The following is an 18,885-nucleotide window of genomic DNA, read 5'->3' as shown; positions in this document are numbered from 1 at the left end:
TCGGTGTCTGTGGAGGTAGGACGAGCGTGAACCAGCGGCGAATCACCGTCACCCAGTCGGCGGTCTCCGGTTACCGGACACTCACGGAAGCGCTGGCCGCTGCGTCGGACGGGTCGGTGATCAGCGTGCAGCCCGGCAGCTACACCGAGAACCTGGTGCTGACGAAGATCGTCACCATCACCGCCGAAGACGGGCCGGGCACCGTGAAACTGACCGCGCCGTCCGGGGTGCCGGTCGTTCTCGCGGCGGAGTCGGCCGCGCTGTCCGGGCTGTCGATCATCGCGACCGACGCCGACAGCCCGGCGCTGGCCCTGGTGATGGGTCAACTGAGCGTCACCGAGTGTGAGCTGGTCGCGTCGTCGTGGGCGGCCGTCTTCGTCCGGGACAGCGGCTCGCTCACCATGCGCGACAGCCTGGTGAGCAACGAGGTCGGTGCCGGGGTCGTGGTGACCTCCTCCACCGGTAGCGTGCTCGACGACTGCCGCATCGAACGGCTCGGCACCTCGGGCGTCGTCGTCGCCGAGCGCGGCGAGCTGCGGGTCCGTGCCTGTAGCGTGCGGGACGCCGGCGGCAACGGCATCTGCCTCAACGGCCAGGGCCGGATCTCCATCGAGGACACCGAGATCACCGGTACGAGCAAACCCGCGCTCGCCGCCGAGCAGCAATCCGCCGCGACCGTGCGTCGCTTGAGTATCCGCGACACCAACGGCGTCGGCATCTACCTGGCCACCGCCGGGGCGTGCCTGCTGGAGGACTGCACCGTGGACGGCTGCGCGGCCGACGGGGTCTTCACCGACGAGCGGTGCGCACCGGTCCTGCGCCGTTGTCGGGTGAGCGGGGCCCGGCGCGCGGGATTCCGTTTCACCGGTCGCGCGGGCGGTCGGCTGGAGGCGTGCGTCGCCACGAAGATCGACGGAGTCGGCGTGAGCGTCGGCGACCGTGGCACACCCGAACTCACCGACCTGGTGGTCAGCGACTGCACCGAGGCCGGGGTGCTTCTCGACGGCGGCGCGGACCCGTTCTTCCAACGGATGCAGGTGCACGGCTGTGACGGAGCGGCCGTCGAGATCACCGGTGGTGCCCGTGGCCGGTTCGAGAATCTCACGATCGAACGCTGCGGCGGCGTCGGCATCTCGGTCAGCGGCCGTGCCCAGCCCTCGCTGAGTGGTGTGAGCGTGCGGGGCAGCGCCGCCGCGGGAGTGCTCGTCGCCGACGCGACAGCCTCGCTCAATGACTGCGACATCGCCGACGCCGGTGCCGACGGTGTGTCGGTGGGCGCCGGTGGGGACATCTCGCTGACCGGGTGCCGGGTCCACGCCGCCGGGGGCGACGGATGCGTCTTCGACGACGAGTCGCGGGGGACGGTGACCGACTCGGAGTTCACCGCGAGCGGTGGCGACGGCATCGCGGTGCGGACCGGCGGTTCGGTGCGGCTGATCGGCTGCGTGGTGCGGGACAACCAGGGCTCCGGGGTACGGCAGACAGTGCCGGGCGGCCACCTGATGGTCGAGGAACTCGTCAGCTCCCGCAACAAGCTCCCCGACGCGTACGGCACGGCCGCCGTCGCCACCGCCGGGAGCGCCCCCGCCGCCGCCGAGGCGTCGCCCGACGGGGAACGGCACATCGTGGCCCGCGGCTCCGACCCACTGCGTGAGTTGCAGTCCCTCGTCGGACTGCACGGGGTGAAACAGGAGGTGACCTCGCTCGTCAACCTCAACAAGATGTCCAAGCGCCGCCAGGAGGCCGGGCTGTCCGCCCCGCCCATGGCGCGGCACCTGGTCTTCGCCGGCGCGCCCGGCACCGGCAAGACCACCATCGCCCGACTGTACGGGCGGATCCTCGCCGAGCTGGGGGTGCTGCGCAAGGGGCACCTTGTCGAGGTCGCCCGCGCCGACCTCGTCGCGCAGATCATCGGCGGCACCGCCATCAAGACCACAGAGGCCTTCAACTCGGCCCTCGGGGGCGTCTTCTTCATCGACGAGGCGTACACCCTCAGCAACAGCCGTGGCGGCACCGGGCCGGACTTTGGTCGGGAGGCCATCGACACCCTGGTGAAGCTGATGGAGGACCACCGGGACGAGGTGGTGGTCGTCGCGGCCGGCTACTCCGCGGACATGGAACGCTTCCTCCAGGCGAACCCCGGTCTGGAGTCACGCTTCAGCCGGACCATCGAGTTCGCCAACTACACGCCGGCCGAGCTGGTGACCATCGTGGAGAACCAGTGTGTCCGGCACGACTACCAGCTGGACCCGGCCGCGGCGTCGGCGCTGCTGACCCACTTCGACCGGATCCCCAAGGACGGCACCTTCGGCAACGGCCGGGAGGCGCGTAAGGTCTTCGAGCGGATGGCGGACCTACAGGCGTCCCGGTTGGCGGCCGCGTCGGAGGTGACGACCGCCGAGTTGGCGCTGCTCACCGCCGAGGACCTGCCGACCGCCGTGATCGGGGTGGGCGTCGCGGGGGTGTGAGGAACGGTCCACCCGAGGCAGCACGCCGGAAACACTGAGGCCCTATCATTTCGCCGAACGCGTCGCACCCGGCGTGCCACGGGCAGCCGCGCCGATTGACAATTTCGTTGTCCCGAGTCAACCATGTGGTGGATCTCGGGGTGGGGTGCGGGTGGAACGAGATGAGACAGGATTGGTGGGTCTCGCGTGGGAGCGGTCCCATCTGTTGCATCGGACTGGTCCCGGATGCCGTCCATGATGTCCGCGGCCTCGGCGCCGCTGGGCAGCGGTCCACGGCGTGGCTCCGCGACCGCGTTGCGGTGGGTCGCGGACAATCTCGCGGTCGTCGGGCCCGACCCGGGCGGCACGATCGTCGCGATGGCGCGCCTGTTGCCGTCGGAGCCCGGAGTCGTCACAGTGGTCGGCCAGATCGTCGACCCTGACGACTGGGCCCTGATCACCGAGGTCCTGCCGATCGCGGTCCCGCCCGGGGCGGCTGCCCGCCTCGCGGTCAGCGGCACCGGCACGACCCCGACAACCGGCCCGCCCCCGGCCGCGGCCCTGGCCCGACAGCTCCAGGCCGACGTGTACGCGCCGAGCGGTCAGCTCCTGCTCGTGCCCGGTGGTGGTCTGTTCGCCGTCGACGGTTGGCGCTGGTTCCGGGCCGACGGCAGCGTCTCCGACGGTGGCCACCGGTATCCGCCGCCGCACTGGGAGGCCGAGGTCGACACCCTGGTCCGGCACGTCGGCGCGGGCGTCCGAGCCCACTGCGTACCGGCCGGTCTGTGGCTGCACGCGGACGCTCCGGACCTGCCCGCCCCGAGCCCGGACGACCTGGCGTTCGCGGTGCCGATGGACGCCGACCGGGTGACTGTGGTGCTCGGTCGTCCCGGGGCGGCCGCGCCCGGCGTCGAGGCGACGCTGTCGATCCTCGACGCGTTGGATCCGTCGATGGTCCTCGCCCCCTACGGCGGGGCCGCGGACGAGGCCATGCGCCTGGCCGCCACCATCGCCGACCGCTGGGACCGTCCGGTCGAGGTCGCGGCCGGCCTGCCGATCCTGGACGACGAGCACCGGCTGGTGTCGGTCGCTATCGACCCCGACGGCGACACCTGGTGGACGCCCCCGGTGGCACGGCTGCGGTGCGCCCCGGGCGTCCCGGCGATGCCGATCGGGCCTGTCGACCTCCTCGCGGACCTGCGACCGGCCGGCCCCGGCACGTTCCGGCTCGACGAGCGCTGGGTGGTCGAGCCCACCCAGTTCGGGCTCTGGGTGCGGCCCCCCTTCGCCGGCCAGCACACCGGTGACGTCCGCCGCCGTCCGTGGCATCCACAGTGGTTCACCATCGCCGTCGGCCTGCCGGGTCTGCCCCTGCCCGACGACGTGCTGCCGATCCTGCACCTGCTGCTGAACCGCCTGCCGGCAGGCGTGCGGGCCCGGACGCGGTTCGTCCCGGAGGAGCTGAGCCACCTGCTGACGCCCGACCCCGTCGACCGGCCCGACGTGGTGCTCGCGGCACAGCGCTCGACACCACCGCGCTGGTGGCGTCGCGACAGCCGGCTCTTCGCGGTGCTGCTCACCGCCGACGCCCGCACCGGCACTGTGCACACCGATGCGGGCGAGGTCGAACCCGGGCAACTGGGCGAGATCATCGCCGCGTACCGGGAGTTCGATCCGCGGCCGGTCCTGCTGGTCTCCTCCGTGCCCGTCGCCCCGGACATCGAGCAGCAGGTGGCCGACCAGATGCAGGTCGTCACGATCGGTCGACGGACGGACGGCTGGTGGGCCAGTCTGCCCCGCCAGGTGGGCCGTACGCCCCGCCCGGCGTTGCGCCTCGCCTCCTCCTTTCCCTTCCGGGAGGAGGACCTGACCGAGTTGCTGGCACCGGCCCGGTCCACGCCGCCGCGGGTCCAGGACGGTCCGGACGACGACGAGCCACTGCTGGCGTTGGCCCGGATTCCCGAGGGTGCGGACATCCGGCAACGGACCCACGACGCCGGTCTCCGTACCGTCGTGGCGGCCCGCGGCCCGGACTGGCGCCGGCCGTTCCTACTGGCGGGCCAGCCGGTCACCGCCTGGGACTTCGCCACTGTCGTCGCCGACCGGCGGCCGGGATGGGTCGGTGGGCGGGAGGTCGTCTGGGTGGAGGCCGGTCAGCTCACGGAGGCACTGCTGCGACTGCTCGCCAACTACCTCGGCTGTCCGGTCGGCGCACGGGCCGGGCTGGTGCAGGACGCGCCGCCAGCCGCGCTGGCCTCCGGATGGTGCACGGTGCCACCGCGTGCCGACGGTGGCGAGGGTCATTCCGGCCAGGACGGCCGCGGAAGCGTCACGGAGCAGGAGAGTCACGAGCATGAAGAGTCCTGAGCGAGGGCCGACGCCGCACTCCGGCCCCGCCGGAGATGGCTCGCCGACGGAGCGTCAACCGTCGCCGGGGGCCGGTGACCGGGGCCCGGGCGGGGACGTGCCAGCGGCCCCGGGCGAACGTCGACCCCCCGTGCAACGAGCGGTGGCCTTGAGCGGACTGCCACCCTATGCGGCACCGCCCGCCGATCCCGCCCCTGCCGCCGCGCTGCGGCCCGCGCCACCGGTCCCGACCGCCGACCGGACCCGGACGGCGGCACGCCGGCCCGCCGAAGATGGATCGGATACCGCACCGACGCTGCTCCGGCCGCCCGGGCCTGTCACACCGGCGTCGACCCTGCCACAGGCCCCGGCGGCGGTGGCTGTGGGTTCCGCCGCTGCGACCGGCCTGCCGCCGGCTCGGCCGGAGGCTGCCACCGGCCCACCGACTGCCCCACCGGACACCCCGACCGCCCTGCCGCCGGCACCGCGCTCGATCCCGGTCGACAGGTCGGCGGCGTCGCTCGCGACCTCGGTCGGCAGGTCGGCGGACGACGTGGCACCCGTTGCCGGTGACCCGCCGCGCGCGCAGTCGACTCCGCCGGCGCCCGCCATGCCCGTCACGCCCGCCACGCCCGAGCCCGAGCCCGAGCCCGAGCCCGAGCAGCAGGGTGCCACCACCGGAAACCGCCCCTTCGCCACTCTGCTCCGGCCCTGGTCCGTGTCGCTCCTCCTGGTCGGGCTGGTGGCGGTCGCCGCGGTCACGCTCGGTAGCCGCCTGCCCGACGATCGTGCCGTCGACCCGACGAACCCGCCCGGGGACGGCGGATTCGTGATCACCGCGGGTCCGGGTTACGGGCCGCCGCTGCCACCCGGGAGCGGCCCGCCGACTGCGACGCCCATCCCGTCGGCGTCGGCACCGTCCGGGTCCGCGTCACCCGTACCGGCGCCACCCGTACCGGCACCGCCCGCGACGAGCCGCGCCGCCGCCAGCAGCGTCGCGAGACCTCCCGGCGGCTCGGCGCCGAAGACCAACGGCCCCGTCTCCGGCCTGGAGAATCCCTCGGGCAGGAACCTCGCGTTGAACCGCCCGGCCTCCGCGTCCAGCTTCGAGAAGGCCTGGTGGAGCCCCGCGTACGCGGTCGACGGCGACGCGTCGACCCGCTGGGGCAGCGCTTTCTCGGACCCGCAGTGGATCTCCGTCGACCTCGGCGACGTGTACGCGATCACCACGGTGACCCTGAACTGGGAGCACGCGTACGCCACCGCCTACCACGTCGACGTCTCAGTTGACGGCGCCTTCTGGAAGAGGATCTTCACCACGACGTCGGGAGCGCAGGGCCCGGTGCTCATCCCGGGGGACAAGGTGCCCGGGCGGTTCGTCCGTGTCACGGGCACCAAGCGTGTCAACCAGTACGGCTACTCACTCTGGGAGTTCGGGGTTTCCTGACTCAACTGCCGGCTTCGTGGGTGCAGAGCTGTGCCGCGCGCCGGCCGGTGGTGGCAGGCACCCGGCGGGTCAGCCCGAGGAACGCGGTCCCGCCGAGACCTCGACGGTCTGCCGTGTGTCGTGGATGGCGAGACCGGTCAGCCGGATGCCGCCCAGCACCTCGGGGACATGCGGATCGGTGGTGAGGATGCCGTCGTTGACGTCGATCCCGAGCATCGTGCGCAGGAACAGCAGTGGCGCTCCGCTGGCCCAGGCCTGGGGGTTGCAGGCGGTGGGGTACGGCACGGGCCGTCGGCCGAGTGAGCGGTCGTACCCGGAAATGGCCTCGGGCAGGCGGTTCTCGAAGTGGGAGGCGGCTTCGAGCATCGCCATGGCGATGCGGTTCGCGGCGTCGCGGTGGCCGTACCGGGCGAGCCCGGCGGCGATGATCGAGTTGTCGTGTGGCCACACGGTCCCGAGGTGGTAGCCGATGGGGTTGTATCCCACGTCCTCGGTGGAGAGGGTGCGGACGCCCCAGCCGGAGAACATCTGGTCGGACATCAACTGCCGGGCCACAGTGGCGGCCCGGTCGGGCGGGACGATGCCGCTCCACAGCAGGTGGCCCATGTTCGAGGTCATCGAGTCGATGGGGCGTTTGTCGGCGTCGAGGCCGATCGCGTAGTAGCCGCCGCGGGCGGGCAGCCAGTAGTCGCGGTTGAACCGTTCGCGCAGGTCGGCGGCTTCGGCGCGGAGACGTCGCGCCAACGCGTCGTCGGCCCAGGGCCCGTCGGCGAGTTGGGCGGCGCGCAGCTTCGCGTCGTAGGTGTAGCCCTGGATCTCACAGGTGGCGATCGGCAGGGAGGGGAGCCTGCTGTCGGCGAACTGGACACCATCCGGCGAGTCGCGCCAGCAGTGGTTGCGCATACCCTCCGGCGAGCGCGTGGCGTACTCGACGTAACCGTCGCCGTCGCGGTCGCCGAAGTCGTCGATCCACCGCAGGGCCGCGTCGGCGTTGGGACGCAAGCGTTGGACCAGCGCGTCGTCGCCAGTCCACCGCCAGTACTCGGAGAGCAGGATGAGCCACAGCTGGGTGGTGTCGGACGCGCCGAAGCACGGGCCGTACGGCTTGATGCCCAGCTGCGTCAGCTCGCCGGAGCGGTACTCGTGCAGGATCTTCCCCGGCTCCTCGTCGCTGAAGTCGTCGACGGTGTCGCCCTGGTGTGCGGCAAGTGTGACAAGTGCGCCTCGGGCCACGTCCGGCCCGCAGCTGATGCTCTGGTAGGCGGTGATCAGGGTGTCCCGCCCGAACACCGCCAGGAACCAGGGCATGCCGGCGGCCAGCAGTACGACCCGCTCTCCCTTGATCTCCTTGACGATCCGCATCGACACCAGGTCGGCGCCCGACTTGTGGTACACGTCGCGCAACAGGTCTGAGTCGGCGCTCAGGTGCGGCTTATTCGCCCGCCACCGGGTCACCGGGTCGTCGGCGCCGGGGTCGTGCGGTTCGCCGAAGGTGCGGCTGGCGGGCCGGTACTCCTCACCCTGGCTGTTCAGCAGCACCCGCAGCTCGCACCCCCAGGTCTCACCCCGACCCAGGTGCACGTCCCAGAGCAGCGAGTCGCCCTCGACCCGGTCGGCGCGCGGCTCGGCCTCGACGGTCGTGGCGACCGACCAGTGCGACTTCTGGTAGGAGAAACACAGTGTGGAACCGTCCGACCGGTGGTCCCGCCGAACGTCGGGCAGCCTGCTCCGCCCCGCGCCCTTGATCTCGAAGAGATCGGCGAAGTCCGTGTCAACCGCCAACCGCAGACGTACGTGGACCGGCTCGGCGCCGAAGTACTGCACAGTGATCCGCTCGTACATGCCGTCTCCGACGAACCGTTCCCGCCGCACCCCGACGCGGTTGGCGGCCAGGCCCGGAACCTCCGGGTTGGCGAGAAAGAAAGCGGCCGAGTACGAGTCGACGGTGTTCGCGCTCAGGACAAGCGGAGGAAGACCATCGACAGTCAATTCCCAACGACTGATGTAGCGGGTGTCGTCGTGCACCAACCCGGCGATGGAGTCGGCCGGAACATCACCCGTTGGATTGGACAACATGAAGGTGCGGCCCTCGAATATGCCGACCGCGTCCGAACCCAGTTCCGGCGGCATGTCGCGGTTGGCGCCACCGCGGGTCTTCTCGGGCTGCTGTTGTTGTTGCGTCGGTTGGGACGCGGGCGGCGTCGACCGAGATCGCATGACGTTCTCCCCCCGTCGGCAGGGACAACGCCCCGCCGTGCACCCCCGCAGTCTAGGGCCCGAAAAGATGACCTCGCGGTGATATCGAAGTGAGCCGGAGCCGCTGACGCCGCCCTCCGCGCCCGCCTTCGGTCGACGTCGACCGCATTCAACCACGCTGCTGTCGGAGTTGGTCGATACGCTGCATCTCGTAGCCGGTCAACAGTGCGGTCGGCAGCCCACGCGAACGTTTGAACTCGATGCCGCCGTCGATCAGCGGGAGCGCGGCGGGAATTCCGAGGGCCTCACCCCCGTACATCTCCCAGGTGAGGCGGGCCGCGCCGAATGTCGCGAAACCACCCTGGTCTGTCGCCACGATGGCCCGCAGCCCGGACAGGAAACCCTCCCGGTCGCTCATCGCGTACTCGTAGAGTTGCCCGACGCGCTGCCACAGATTACCGCCGTCGATGCCACTGCCGTGGGCGTCGAACTCGTACCGGCCGAAGACCTCCAGCCAACCGAACATGTCGTCGGGGAACGGAGATCGGGGTGCTCGTTTGAAGATTCCCATGCCGCTAGCTGACGGACCGCCGTCCGTCAGGTCAGGGCGGGATGCCACACCGGAGGAGTCCGCGGTGTCCAGCGCTTCGGCGAGAGGACGGTATCGGCAGTGGGTCGACGGCCGCCACGAACCTCCTACGGGTACCTCGCGCCTTCCGGGGCGCGGGTGCTGGGCTGGGAGTGCAACAACGACGGCTGTGGGACCGGTGACCGACCAGCGCCGCCGTCCTGGCCGCACCCGTGTCGGGAGTGTGGGAGGCCGACCGACGCCAGCTTCGACGAGCCGTGGGCGCACGAGGCCAGGGGCTACAAGATCCAGCACCACCTGCACAGCACGGACCGGGACGTGCGGGAGATGGCGCGACTGGAGCGGCACGTCTGGGCGTACAAGGAGGCGTGTTTCCGCGACGATGCCCCGGCGGCCGACAGGGCGTGGCGGGCGTATCGCCGGGCGCGGTCACCACTGTGGCAGGAGGCCGAGGGGGACGAACCGGCTGTCGCGCTGAGCCGCGCCCAACAGTGGCTCCGCACCGCCACCCGGGCCGACCTGACCGCTCTCCTGCCCGACGTCGAGCCGTCCGGCGCGCCGGGCGGCCACCCCTACACGGATCCGGAGTACTGGGCGGCCTTCGCGTACACCGGTGCCTGACCCAGCCCACCGCGACCGTGCCGGTCCGGACGGCCCGCCAGCGGCCGAACCGTGCCGTGGGTGGGGTCAGGTCGTCGCGTCGACGCTGCCGACGGCCGCGACGCGCCTCCGGCGGACGGCCGGTGTCACCGCGGCTCGCCGTGGGCGGCGAGCGCGCGGAGACCGGCCAGGTCGAGCACCGCGATCCGGCGGTAACCGGTGCGGATCAGCCGTTCCGCGCGGAGCGTGCGCAGCGCCCGCTGGATGGTGTCCGTCGCGGCGCCGACCAGCGTGGCAAGCTCCGCCTGGTTCAACTCGACTCCGATGACCAACTCGTCGTCGTTGGCCCAGCCGCAGCTCGCCGCGATCTCGGCGAGCACCCGGGCCAACCGCACGTGCACCGGAAAGGCGGCGAACTCGGCCCGGCGATCGTTCGCCCATCGCAGGCGCTGGCCGACCGTCGCGGTGACCTGTGCGGCCACCGCGGAGCGGCGGTCGAGGAAGCGGAGGAAGTCGGCCTGCCGGATGACCGTGCACACCACCTCCCCGCAGGTCGTCACCGTCGCGGAGCGACCCTGACCGCTGATCGCCGCGAACTCTCCCACGAGATCACCGGGCAGGCGGATCGCCAGCAGCCGGTCCGCGCCGTCCGCGCTGGTCGTGATCTTGACAAAGCCCCGGCGGATCACCTCGACGTGGGTGTCCCGCGCTCCTTCGGTCAGCAGGCGTCGGCCGGGCGAGACGGTACGGGTCACGCCGAGGGCCAGCAGCTCCCTGCGGTCGGCGGGAGTGATCCGGTCCAGGAACGACCCCTGCGCCCAGACCGCGTCGACGTCGAGCGGTGCGGCAGACATGACCGGGCCTCCTTGGGGGGTGGAACCGGGCGAGAACCCGTCCTTCCCCGGAATACCGCTCGTCGGGCCGGGATGCAATACCCACAGAGGACCGGATCCGTTACCTGACGAGGGGAGCTGACGTGGAATCCCATCGCTGACAGTCGTACCGCTTCCCTTCGCATTGTTGATCGCCGGCTCGGCGGGCACGCGCCCCGCCGGGCCGGCGATCCGTCCGCCCGTCCGTCAGATGTGTGACAGATGACCCGCAGGGCGGTGCGGCACGGATCGGAGGGGATATGGCTACCTGTCACCCGTCGGCCGACACCCGATGGGTGGTGGCTGGGCCATGAGCACGCCACCGCCGGCCGGAGAGCCGCCCGGGGACCTCTCGTCCGAGCAACGGGCCCGTCTCCTGCGGCTCTTCGAACGAGAGTTCGGCGCGGCGTGGCGGGCCACCATCGCGGCCGGAGCGAACCCGGCCACTCTCGCGGACGCCGCCGCTGACCAGGTGCGGGAGATGTGGTCACGCGCCGCCGTCGGCGACGATCCGCAGCACCTCGTCGACGATGCGCCGCACGGTCCGGTCGTCGGCGAGCAGGACTGACAGCCGCTCCTCCGGGGCCGGCACACCGTCCGGCGTACGGTCCATCCGCTCGCTTCCGGTGCCGGCGCCGAAGACCACGCCGAGCACCTCCACCACCGCGTCGGCCGGGTCCGCGCCGCCGCGAAGACGACGACCGATCAGCTCCACCGCGGCGGCGGCGAGATCGGCGAGCCGGCCCTCGTCCCGCTCGTGTGCGTCGATCACGACAAGTGGTCGGGGACCGGCCGCCCCGTCGGCGGAGACCGCGAGCACGGGGGCGCACTTGTGGCCGAGCGGCCGCTCCACGTAGTCCGCGTACCACCGGGGCCGCCGCCGCATCGCGCCGAGCACCCGCTCGATGTCCAGCGAGAGCAGCGGGCTGTCGCTGCCGGTCGGGTCCCCGGTGGCGGCCTCCCGTCGGAGCGCCCAGCTGTCCAGTGGCCACAGCTGCGTCCCGGCGGTGGTGGGCACGCCGACCCAGGTGAGGATCTGCACGGCCAGCTCGGTCAGCCAGGGATCACCGCCGAGTTCAGCGGCGAGCCAGGCCGGAACCCGGGGCCGCTGCAACGCGCCCCGACGACCGCGTCGCCGGCGGTGGCCGTCCACAGTGGCCGCGTTGAGCCGCGCCGACAACCACCGCTCGACGTCGACGATCGGCACCTTGGCGTTGGTGAGCAGGTCGGACACGACGGCCTCGACGTCGTCGTGGTGTCGGTCGAGGCAGTCGTCGGCAAGTCGCTGCACCGAGGTCGCGCAGACCCAGTGCCCCCGCCGGCGCTCCATCGGACGGGTCACCCGGGCGAAGACGATCGGCCAGACGATCGCGTACGCGGCGCCGCTGAGCCGGGCGTGAACCTCGGGCGTCGCGGACGCGACAACCGTCGACAGCTCCCCACGACGGGCCAGGTCGCACAGGTCGTCCACGGCCGGACGGGCGCACTGCTCCCCAGACGTGCGAACCGGAGAGCGCCGTACGGTCGGATCATCCGCGATCGTCATGACGCCCCCTCCAGAACGCGAAATGAGTCACGTCGCCTGCGGCCCGCACATCGCACCGGAAAAGATTCCGGCACTTACCAACAACAATGTGGCGAGTAGGCGGTGAAGGCGAGCCCTCGCTCGTCGAAGAAGCGGTTCGTCGTGCATCGGTGGCGAATCCGCCGAGCCGGGTCGGCCCTCCCGCCGACCCGGGCACGGCCGTCAGGGCGACCGACCCCCGTTCGTAGCCCGGCCGATCGGCGGCTCGGCACCTGGTCCGAAGTGTGCTATGACCATCCACTGTCTTCACCCGCATGGCGCGGATCGATCCCTCGTTCGCTGAGACGGCGACATGACGCGTTCATCCTCGTGGGCGGGGGGCCTCGACACTGGCCAGAAAATGGCCTTGTTCCTGGCCAGATAATGGCCGCCGGCGGGATACTCGGCGCACGACAGGGCCACGGGCCCGCTGGAGTGCCGGTAACCTCCGCACGGTCCTGACGGACCATCCACAGAAGAGGAGAGGGCCCTGCCTCCCGGGAACGACACCGATCCCTCCGACGGGCTCCGGCAAGAGCTGCTGAGCCTTCGCCGGGGTCCGGGCCTACAGAGCAGCCCGCTGCACCGTCGGCTCGGGCCACGGCTGGCCGACCTCTGCGGCGTCTCGCCGGCCGAGTCGGAATCGGCGGTACGGGCGAAGGTGCGCCACACCCTGCTCGCCCTCTCCAACCACATGCCCGGTGACCTGCGTCGGGCCGTCGTCCTCGCGTACGCCCTCGATCCCACCCATGCCTATCTCCGGCTGGACCGCCGCACCGACCAACTCGCCCGTGAGCTGTCGGTCCAACAGCGCACGGCACGTCGCCGGATCGACGAGGCGGTGGCCCGGCTGGTCCGCGCCGCCGCAGCGGAGATCCCCACCGGCGCGACCGACACCGGCCCCGGCTGGCACCTGCGCGCGATGAACGCGCTGCTCCGGCTGGACACACCGACACCGGAGCTCTACGAGACGCGCAGCGTCGTGGCCACCCGCCCGATCGACGAGCTGACCGTGCAGTTCAGCCTGCCCCGCCAGCCCGACGACGACGGTCCGGAGCACGGCGTGCACGCCGACGTGCTGTTCGGCGCACGGATCCGGGAGCTGACCCGGCACATCTCGGACCAGTGTTTCCGGCTCACCCTCGCCCTGCCCAGGATGTTGGAGCCGGGCGAGCGGCACGACCTCTGCCTGCACTACCGGCTGCCCGAGGGGCAACCGATGCGGGAGCACTACGTCTTCCAGCCGCTGACGCCGTGCGCGCACTGCACCGTCCGACTGCGGTTCCCGACCGACTGTCGGCCGGCGACGGCCTGGCGGCTCGACGGTGTCCCGCCCCGCGCTGTGGACGACCGCACACCGGGCCCAGACCGGCTGCACCCGGACACCGTCGGCGAGGTGACGGCGGTCTTCGACGGGTTGCAGCAGGGCTACGCGTACGGGATCGCCTGGACCTTCGCCGATGGCACGCGCACCTGAGTCGTACGGCCGTGGCTCGGGCGGCGCGGCGGGCGGCCCGTTCGGAGGCGGTCCGTCAGAGCAGAACGTGGCGAGTTTCTCCGCCCGGCTTCGGGCCGGCGAGTTCGGGACCCGGCACCTGGTCCGGCGTACCCCGCCGCGACCCGGTCCGGAACTGGGCACTGTGCGTGCGACGTTGCGGCCGCGAGGGCTCGTCGGGGCCGACGGGGTCATCGTCACGGCCTGGTGGGTCGGCGACGGGCCACCGCCGGCGGCCGGCGTGCGCGTCCGACGACGGCCCGACCCGGGTGGGTGCTGGCTGGCCGAGGCGGTGGTCGGACCATGAACCCCTTCGCCCTGTTCGAGGAGGACACCGACGGGCCGGACGAGGTCGCCTTCATCACCGACACCCACCGGCGTCGTTTCGTGGCGCTCCTGATCGACACCTCCTGGTCGATGGCGGCCACCCAGAGCAACGGCGTACGCGCGATCGACGCGCTCAACGAGGAACTGGCGCGGTGGCTGCCCGCCGTGCGTGCGGAAGGGCGCGGCTCGCTGCGGGACGTCGAGTTCCTGGTTGTCACGTTCGGCGCGGGCGGGGTGAGCGTGGTCTCCGGCAACGGGACGCCATCGGCCGAGGACGACGGCGCGTTCGTGCCGGCGGCCCGACTGGAACTGCCGACCCTGGTCGCGGGCGGCGCCACGCCGATGGTGGCGGCGGTGGACCTGGCGCTCACCCTCGTCGAGCAGCGTCGCCAGCACGTCCAGACGGTGCACGCCCAGCAGACCGGCGGGCCCCGACTGATCCTGGTCAGCGACGGGACCCCCACCGACGAGGAGGGCAACCCCACCGACGACTGGCAGCCGCTCGCCCGACGGTTGGAGCAGTGGCGGTCGACGCGGCGGTTGCAGCTGTTCGCGTTCGGCGTGCCCGGGGTGGACGACGAGGTGATGCGGGCCCTCGCCACCCCGAGCGGCTACTTCCCGCTGGACGACCTCGACCTGCGCAAGCTGCTCGACCTGATCCTGGTGGCCACCTCCGACCACGTCGACTTCGAGCGGGTGCGCAGCCAGGTGTACGGGGCCGACCTCCCATGACGGCACGATGGTCGGTCCTCGGCGGCAGCGCGGCGGGCGGGGCGCACGTCCGGGCCGGGGTCAGCGGCCAGGACGCCTACGCCGTCCGCGAGGTCGACGGCACCCTGCTGCTGGTGGCTGCCGACGGCGCGGGCAGCCGCCGCTGCGCCGCGACCGGCGCGTCCCTCGTCGTCACCCTTGCCGTGCAGATGCTCGTCCCGCTCCTGGGTGACCGGCTACCGACCTCCGCCGACGCCTGGTCCGGGTGGCTCGACAGGGTGGGGGACCGGCTGTTCCGCCGGTTCCGCCGTGCGGCGCGGGCGGTGGCCCGAGCCGTCGGTGGAATCGAGCCGGAGGACCTGGCCACCACTGTGACAGTCGTGGTGGCCCGCCCGCCGTGGGTCGCCGTGCTCGCGGTGGGCGACGGCCTCGTGGTGGTCCGGGCCGCCGACGGCACCCTCGACCTGCTGCTCGCCCCGCCGGGCGGCGCCGATCGGCTGCCCGGCGCGACGACGCTCCTGCCCAACGCCCGCGCCGGGCGGCAGGCGCGTCGGCTCGTCGCCCGACTGCCCGATCTCACCGGGCTCGCCGTGTGCACCGACGGCCTCGACAGCCTCCTCGTCGAGTACGACGGCAGCCGGCCCCGCGAGCCCGGCGCGGCGGCCTTCGCGCAGCTGTTCACTCTCGTCGAGGCCGCCGACACCGACCCGTCGGCGCTCGTCCGGTTGCTCAACGGCAGGCGGGTCGGCGCCCTCACCGACGACGACCGGACCCTCCTGCTGGCGGTGCCCCGATGAGCATCGACGTGTGGCTGACCGGCCCGGACGGCCACCGGGCGGCCGACACCCTCGACACGCCGGTCGGCTCGGTCGGCTCCCAGGGGCAGGTCTTCCGGCTGCGACAGCGGCCGGACACCGTGGCGAAGATCCTGCACCGCGCGGACCCGGAGGAGTTGGCCACCCGTACCCGGGTCATGCTCGCCGAACCGACCGGGTGGACCATGCGGTCGGGGCGGCCCGTGGTGGCCTGGCCCACCGCCGCGGTGCACCGCCGCGACGACGGGAGGCTCCTCGGCTACGCCGCCCCGCGGCTCGCACCGCCCCGGTTCGCGCCCCTGCCGCTGCTGTTCAATCCCGCGGTGCGGGCCCGGATGCTGCCCGGCGCCACCTGGGCCTGGTGGCTGACCCTGGCGGAGGATCTGGCCCGGCTCGTCCAGTCCGTGCACGCGCGCGGGCACGTGATCGGTGACCTGGCGCCCGCCAACATCTTCGTCTCCGCCGGCGGCGGCGTCTGCCTGATCGACGTCGACGGTTGGCAGTTGCACGACCGGGAGACCGGTGCGGACCTGCCGTGCCCGTTCTCGCGCCCGGAGTACACGGCGCCCGAGGAACTCGGTCGTTCGGGCGGGCGGCGGGAGGTGGCCAGTGACAACTGGGCGCTGGCGGTGTTGACCGCCCAACTGGTCTGCCTCGGTTTCCATCCCTACGGCGGGGTGCGGCCCGAGGCGACAGGTCCGGTGGAGGAGGTCGACAACGTCCGGCTCCGCTGTTGCCGGCTGCTCGGGGCGGACGTCCGGGCACCGGTCGCCGCGGTACCGGCGCAGGCGCTGCCGGTCGTGCTGCGTCGCCGGCTCGCCGAGGCCGTCGACGTCGGGTACGACACGCCGGGCCTGCGTCCCGGCCCGCGGTCCTGGGCCGCCGCGCTGGCCTACGTGCGGGACCACCTGGTCGGCTGTGCCACCAGGCCGACGCATGTCTTCTCGCGGGAGCACCGCGACTGCCCCTGGTGCGCGATGGTGGCCGCCGGCGCACCCGACCCGTTTCCCGAGGATGGACGATGACCACGACCATCGAGATCAGCCGGGTCGCCGACCGGACCGCCGTGCTCGGGCCAGGTCTGCGGGCGGTGGTCTGGGTACGGGGATGCCCGTTGCGCTGCCCCGGCTGCGTCGCGCCGGAGGACCTGCCCTTCGCCGGAGGGGTCACCCGCACCGTCGACGACCTGGCCGGATGGCTCGGCGGACTGCCGTCCGACATCACCGGGGTCACCTTCTCCGGCGGCGAGCCGATGGCCCAGGCGGCCGGGCTCAGCGCGCTCGTCGACCGGATTCGCGTCGACCGCGACTGGTCGGTGCTGTCGTTCACCGGGTGGACCCTGGAACACCTGCGGCGGCAGCGCGACGCCGACCAGCTCCGGCTGCTGGGCCAGCTCGACATCCTGGTGGACGGCCCGTACGTGGCCGCCCGCCACGCCGACCTGCTCTGGCGCGGCTCGACGAACCAGCGGCTGCACTTCCTCACCGACCGGCACGCGCCGTCGGCGCAGGACACGTCCGCCGGCATCGAGCTGCGCCTGGCGCAGGACGGCGTCCAATGGATCGGGGTCCCTCCGGTGCCGGACTTCCGCGCCGGGTTCGAGACCGCCATGCGTGCCCAGGGCGTCGAGATCGCACCGCACACGCCCACCGAATCCGCCGACGAGAGAGGCCGATGATGTCCGGCAGTCCGAAGTACACGACAGTCGCCCTGGACGTCGCCCGCCGTGCGCAGTTGGAGGCCGCCCGGCGGCGGCGTGCGGAGGAGCGCCGGCGGCGTCGGGAGGAACAGCGCCAGCGACGTCTCGCGGCGGGCATCCGGGCCGCCGACGTACGCCGCGACGCGCTGACCGCGCGACTGGGCGAGCTGGTGGACTCCTCGCGTGGGCTGCCCCAGCACGCCCAGGTGACCGCGGCGACCAACCAGGTCGTCGGCCTGCCCCGCCCCACCGACGAGGCCGGGCTGAGCCGGCTCGGCCGGGAGTTGCGCGGCGCCGAACGACGTGCCGACGAACTCACCGTCGCGGTGTCCCGGGAACTGACCCGGCAGGAGCAGAGCCGGGCGGTGGACCTGGCCGTCGCGCCGCTGCGCGGACTGGCCGACGGGCAACAGTTCGACCCGGTGGGCCACCGGGCCATCGCGGCGCTGGTGGACGAGACCAGGCGGCGCGCGGGGGACGCGCGGGGCTTCGCCGACCTGCACCAGCGGCTCGGCGAGGCGGTCGGCGCACACCTGGAGACGGTCCGGGACAGGCAGGCGCAGCTACGCCGCCTCGCCACGGACACCGACGAGCTCTCCACCCACGTCGTCGACGCGTTGGCCGACGCGGCGGCGGCGGGCATCGAGGTGGCCGAGGAATCCGCGCTGCGCGCCGAGCTTTCCGGTCTGCGTCACGAGGCGGCCAGCGGCAACGTCGACAGGTGGGAGCGGCACGTCGCCAGCCTGCGTGACCGGGTCGAGGCGGTGACCGCGGCGACCGACGAGCGACTCGACCAGCTCGACCGGATGGCCCTGATCGTGGAGGCGGCCAGTGCCGCGTTGCCGGCGGCCGGCCTGCGGGTCGTGCCGAACAGCCTGGCGGAGCGCGCGGACGCCGTGGTCTTCGTCGCCGAACGCGCCGACGGCTCACCCGTCGAGATGACCGTCTACGCGGGGGACACCGACGGCAACCGGCTGGAGTACCGGACGGCCGGCTCCGACATCGTCGTGGAGAACGCCGTCGACGGGGTGGTCTCCCGCTGTGACCTGACCGAGGAACTGCTCGAGCGCTTCCACACCGAGCTAGCCGACCAGGGGGTGGCGGCCGACGGCCTGCACTGGGAGGGCAAGCCCGGCCAGCCCCGGCCACCGGCCGTGGAGGCGTTGCACCGGCCGGGGCACGACGACCGGAGCCGGTCGTGACCGCCCCGCAGCCGGGCCGGCCCACCGCGCCACCGGCGGCGGCCTGGCTGGAACGGGTCACCGCCGAGATCGCCCGTGGCCGGCACGTCGTCATCCACGGCAACGTGCGTGACCTGGTCCGCTGGGACCGCTCGTTCCACCCGCTGCGTACCGCGGTCTCCGGCCTACTGTCGATCTTCGGCTACCAGCTGACCGGCTACTTCGATCCGATCGACGGGCTCAGTTTCGGCAACGCGGAGGACCAGCGGGAGTTCCACCGGCTGCTTGTCGTACCGGACGTCGGCCGGCCCGCCGCGGCCGAGCCGGCCGCCGCCAACGACCGGGCCGCGTCGGCGCGCAGCCGGTTCTCCGCCGCGCTGCGGGACGCGCCCGCGCCGACCCTGACCAACCCGTACGACTCGCTGGCGGCGATCCGGCGGGTGCTGCGGCAGACCGGCACGTCGTCGGCGTTCCTCATCGACCAGGCCGACCTCATGCTCTCCCCGCCCGAGCGGGGCGGCGACGCCGAGCGGCGGCTGCTGGGCACGATGGCCAAGGCGATGACCGAGGCGGCCCAGACCGGCAAGCTGCGCAAT

At 72.7% G+C, this 18,885-nt stretch carries 16 protein-coding genes; 12 read left to right on the top strand and 4 right to left on the bottom strand.

Features of this window, described 5'->3' with window-relative positions; genetic code table 11:
• The first annotated feature begins 26 nt into the window (after positions 1-26).
• From AB0A95_RS19480 to AB0A95_RS19470, 3 genes are all read left to right on the top strand, one after another.
• Positions 27-2,468 (top strand): right-handed parallel beta-helix repeat-containing protein, encoded by a 2,442-nt coding sequence (locus tag AB0A95_RS19480; protein ID WP_357557139.1) that lies wholly within the window; start codon positions 27-29, stop codon positions 2,466-2,468.
• 234 nt (positions 2,469-2,702) lie between these two features.
• Entirely contained in the window at positions 2,703-4,814 is a 2,112-nt protein-coding gene (locus AB0A95_RS19475; RefSeq protein WP_357557138.1) for a hypothetical protein, read from the top strand.
• 361 nt (positions 4,815-5,175) lie between these two features.
• A complete protein-coding gene (locus tag AB0A95_RS19470; RefSeq protein ID WP_357557137.1) occupies positions 5,176-6,240 on the top strand; it encodes a discoidin domain-containing protein in 1,065 nt (354 codons plus the stop codon).
• Between the two features lie 69 nt (positions 6,241-6,309).
• Here AB0A95_RS19470 and AB0A95_RS19465 read toward each other — a convergent pair whose 3' ends face one another.
• Together AB0A95_RS19465 and AB0A95_RS19460 are read right to left on the bottom strand one after the other, a co-directional pair.
• The gene (locus AB0A95_RS19465; RefSeq protein ID WP_357557136.1) at positions 6,310-8,457 is read right to left on the bottom strand and encodes a glycogen debranching N-terminal domain-containing protein; all 2,148 of its coding nucleotides are present in this window, start codon (positions 8,455-8,457) and stop codon (positions 6,310-6,312) included.
• 148 nt (positions 8,458-8,605) lie between these two features.
• Positions 8,606-9,007: a hypothetical protein gene (locus AB0A95_RS19460; RefSeq protein ID WP_357557135.1), complete on the bottom strand. Its 402-nt coding sequence runs from the start codon at positions 9,005-9,007 to the stop codon at positions 8,606-8,608.
• 99 nt (positions 9,008-9,106) lie between these two features.
• On the opposite strand from AB0A95_RS19460, the gene AB0A95_RS19455 reads away from it, so the two are divergent.
• Positions 9,107-9,646: a hypothetical protein gene (locus AB0A95_RS19455; RefSeq protein WP_357557134.1), complete on the top strand. Its 540-nt coding sequence runs from the start codon at positions 9,107-9,109 to the stop codon at positions 9,644-9,646.
• Between the two features lie 125 nt (positions 9,647-9,771).
• Here the strand turns inward: AB0A95_RS19455 and AB0A95_RS19450 are convergent, their stop codons facing one another.
• Entirely contained in the window at positions 9,772-10,479 is a 708-nt protein-coding gene (locus AB0A95_RS19450) for a Crp/Fnr family transcriptional regulator (RefSeq protein WP_357557133.1), read from the bottom strand.
• A 328-nt stretch (positions 10,480-10,807) separates the two neighbouring features.
• On the opposite strand from AB0A95_RS19450, the gene AB0A95_RS19445 reads away from it, so the two are divergent.
• On the top strand, positions 10,808-11,065 hold the full coding sequence (locus tag AB0A95_RS19445) for a hypothetical protein (protein WP_357557132.1): 258 nt from the start codon (positions 10,808-10,810) through the stop codon (positions 11,063-11,065).
• Here AB0A95_RS19445 and AB0A95_RS19440 read toward each other — a convergent pair.
• Positions 10,985-12,043: a hypothetical protein gene (locus AB0A95_RS19440; protein WP_357557131.1), complete on the bottom strand. Its 1,059-nt coding sequence runs from the start codon at positions 12,041-12,043 to the stop codon at positions 10,985-10,987. The genes AB0A95_RS19445 and AB0A95_RS19440 overlap by 81 nt on opposite strands.
• 679 nt (positions 12,044-12,722) lie before the next feature.
• On the opposite strand from AB0A95_RS19440, the gene AB0A95_RS19435 reads away from it, so the two are divergent.
• The 7 genes from AB0A95_RS19435 to AB0A95_RS19405 are packed head-to-tail and all read left to right on the top strand — an operon-like array spanning position 12,723 to position 18,310.
• Positions 12,723-13,538: a hypothetical protein gene (locus AB0A95_RS19435; protein WP_357557130.1), complete on the top strand. Its 816-nt coding sequence runs from the start codon at positions 12,723-12,725 to the stop codon at positions 13,536-13,538.
• Positions 13,522-13,863, top strand: coding sequence for a hypothetical protein (locus AB0A95_RS19430; protein WP_357557129.1), 342 nt, complete (start codon positions 13,522-13,524; stop codon positions 13,861-13,863). Before AB0A95_RS19435 ends, AB0A95_RS19430 begins: the two co-directional genes overlap by 17 nt.
• Positions 13,860-14,615 carry a VWA domain-containing protein gene (locus tag AB0A95_RS19425; RefSeq protein ID WP_357557128.1) on the top strand — a complete coding sequence of 252 codons (756 nt, stop codon included), beginning with the start codon at positions 13,860-13,862 and terminating at the stop codon, positions 14,613-14,615. Before AB0A95_RS19430 ends, AB0A95_RS19425 begins: the two co-directional genes overlap by 4 nt.
• Positions 14,612-15,391, top strand: a complete 780-nt coding sequence (locus tag AB0A95_RS19420; protein ID WP_357557127.1) for a protein phosphatase 2C domain-containing protein — start codon at positions 14,612-14,614, stop codon at positions 15,389-15,391. Before AB0A95_RS19425 ends, AB0A95_RS19420 begins: the two co-directional genes overlap by 4 nt.
• Positions 15,388-16,434, top strand: a complete 1,047-nt coding sequence (locus AB0A95_RS19415; protein ID WP_357557126.1) for a hypothetical protein — start codon at positions 15,388-15,390, stop codon at positions 16,432-16,434. Before AB0A95_RS19420 ends, AB0A95_RS19415 begins: the two co-directional genes overlap by 4 nt.
• Positions 16,431-17,087, top strand: a complete 657-nt coding sequence (locus tag AB0A95_RS19410; protein ID WP_357557124.1) for a 4Fe-4S single cluster domain-containing protein — start codon at positions 16,431-16,433, stop codon at positions 17,085-17,087. The genes AB0A95_RS19415 and AB0A95_RS19410 overlap by 4 nt, the downstream gene beginning before the upstream one ends.
• A complete protein-coding gene (locus tag AB0A95_RS19405; protein ID WP_357557123.1) occupies positions 17,084-18,310 on the top strand; it encodes a hypothetical protein in 1,227 nt (408 codons plus the stop codon). The genes AB0A95_RS19410 and AB0A95_RS19405 overlap by 4 nt, the downstream gene beginning before the upstream one ends.
• Positions 18,311-18,885: the final 575 nt, after the last annotated feature.

This window comes from Micromonospora sp. NPDC049230, from assembly GCF_040647875.1.
In the GTDB taxonomy this organism is placed as follows: Bacteria; Actinomycetota; Actinomycetes; order Mycobacteriales; family Micromonosporaceae; genus Micromonospora.
The sequence above is the reverse complement of the archived record's forward strand: the minus strand, read 5'-3'. Positions and strand labels throughout refer to the sequence as shown.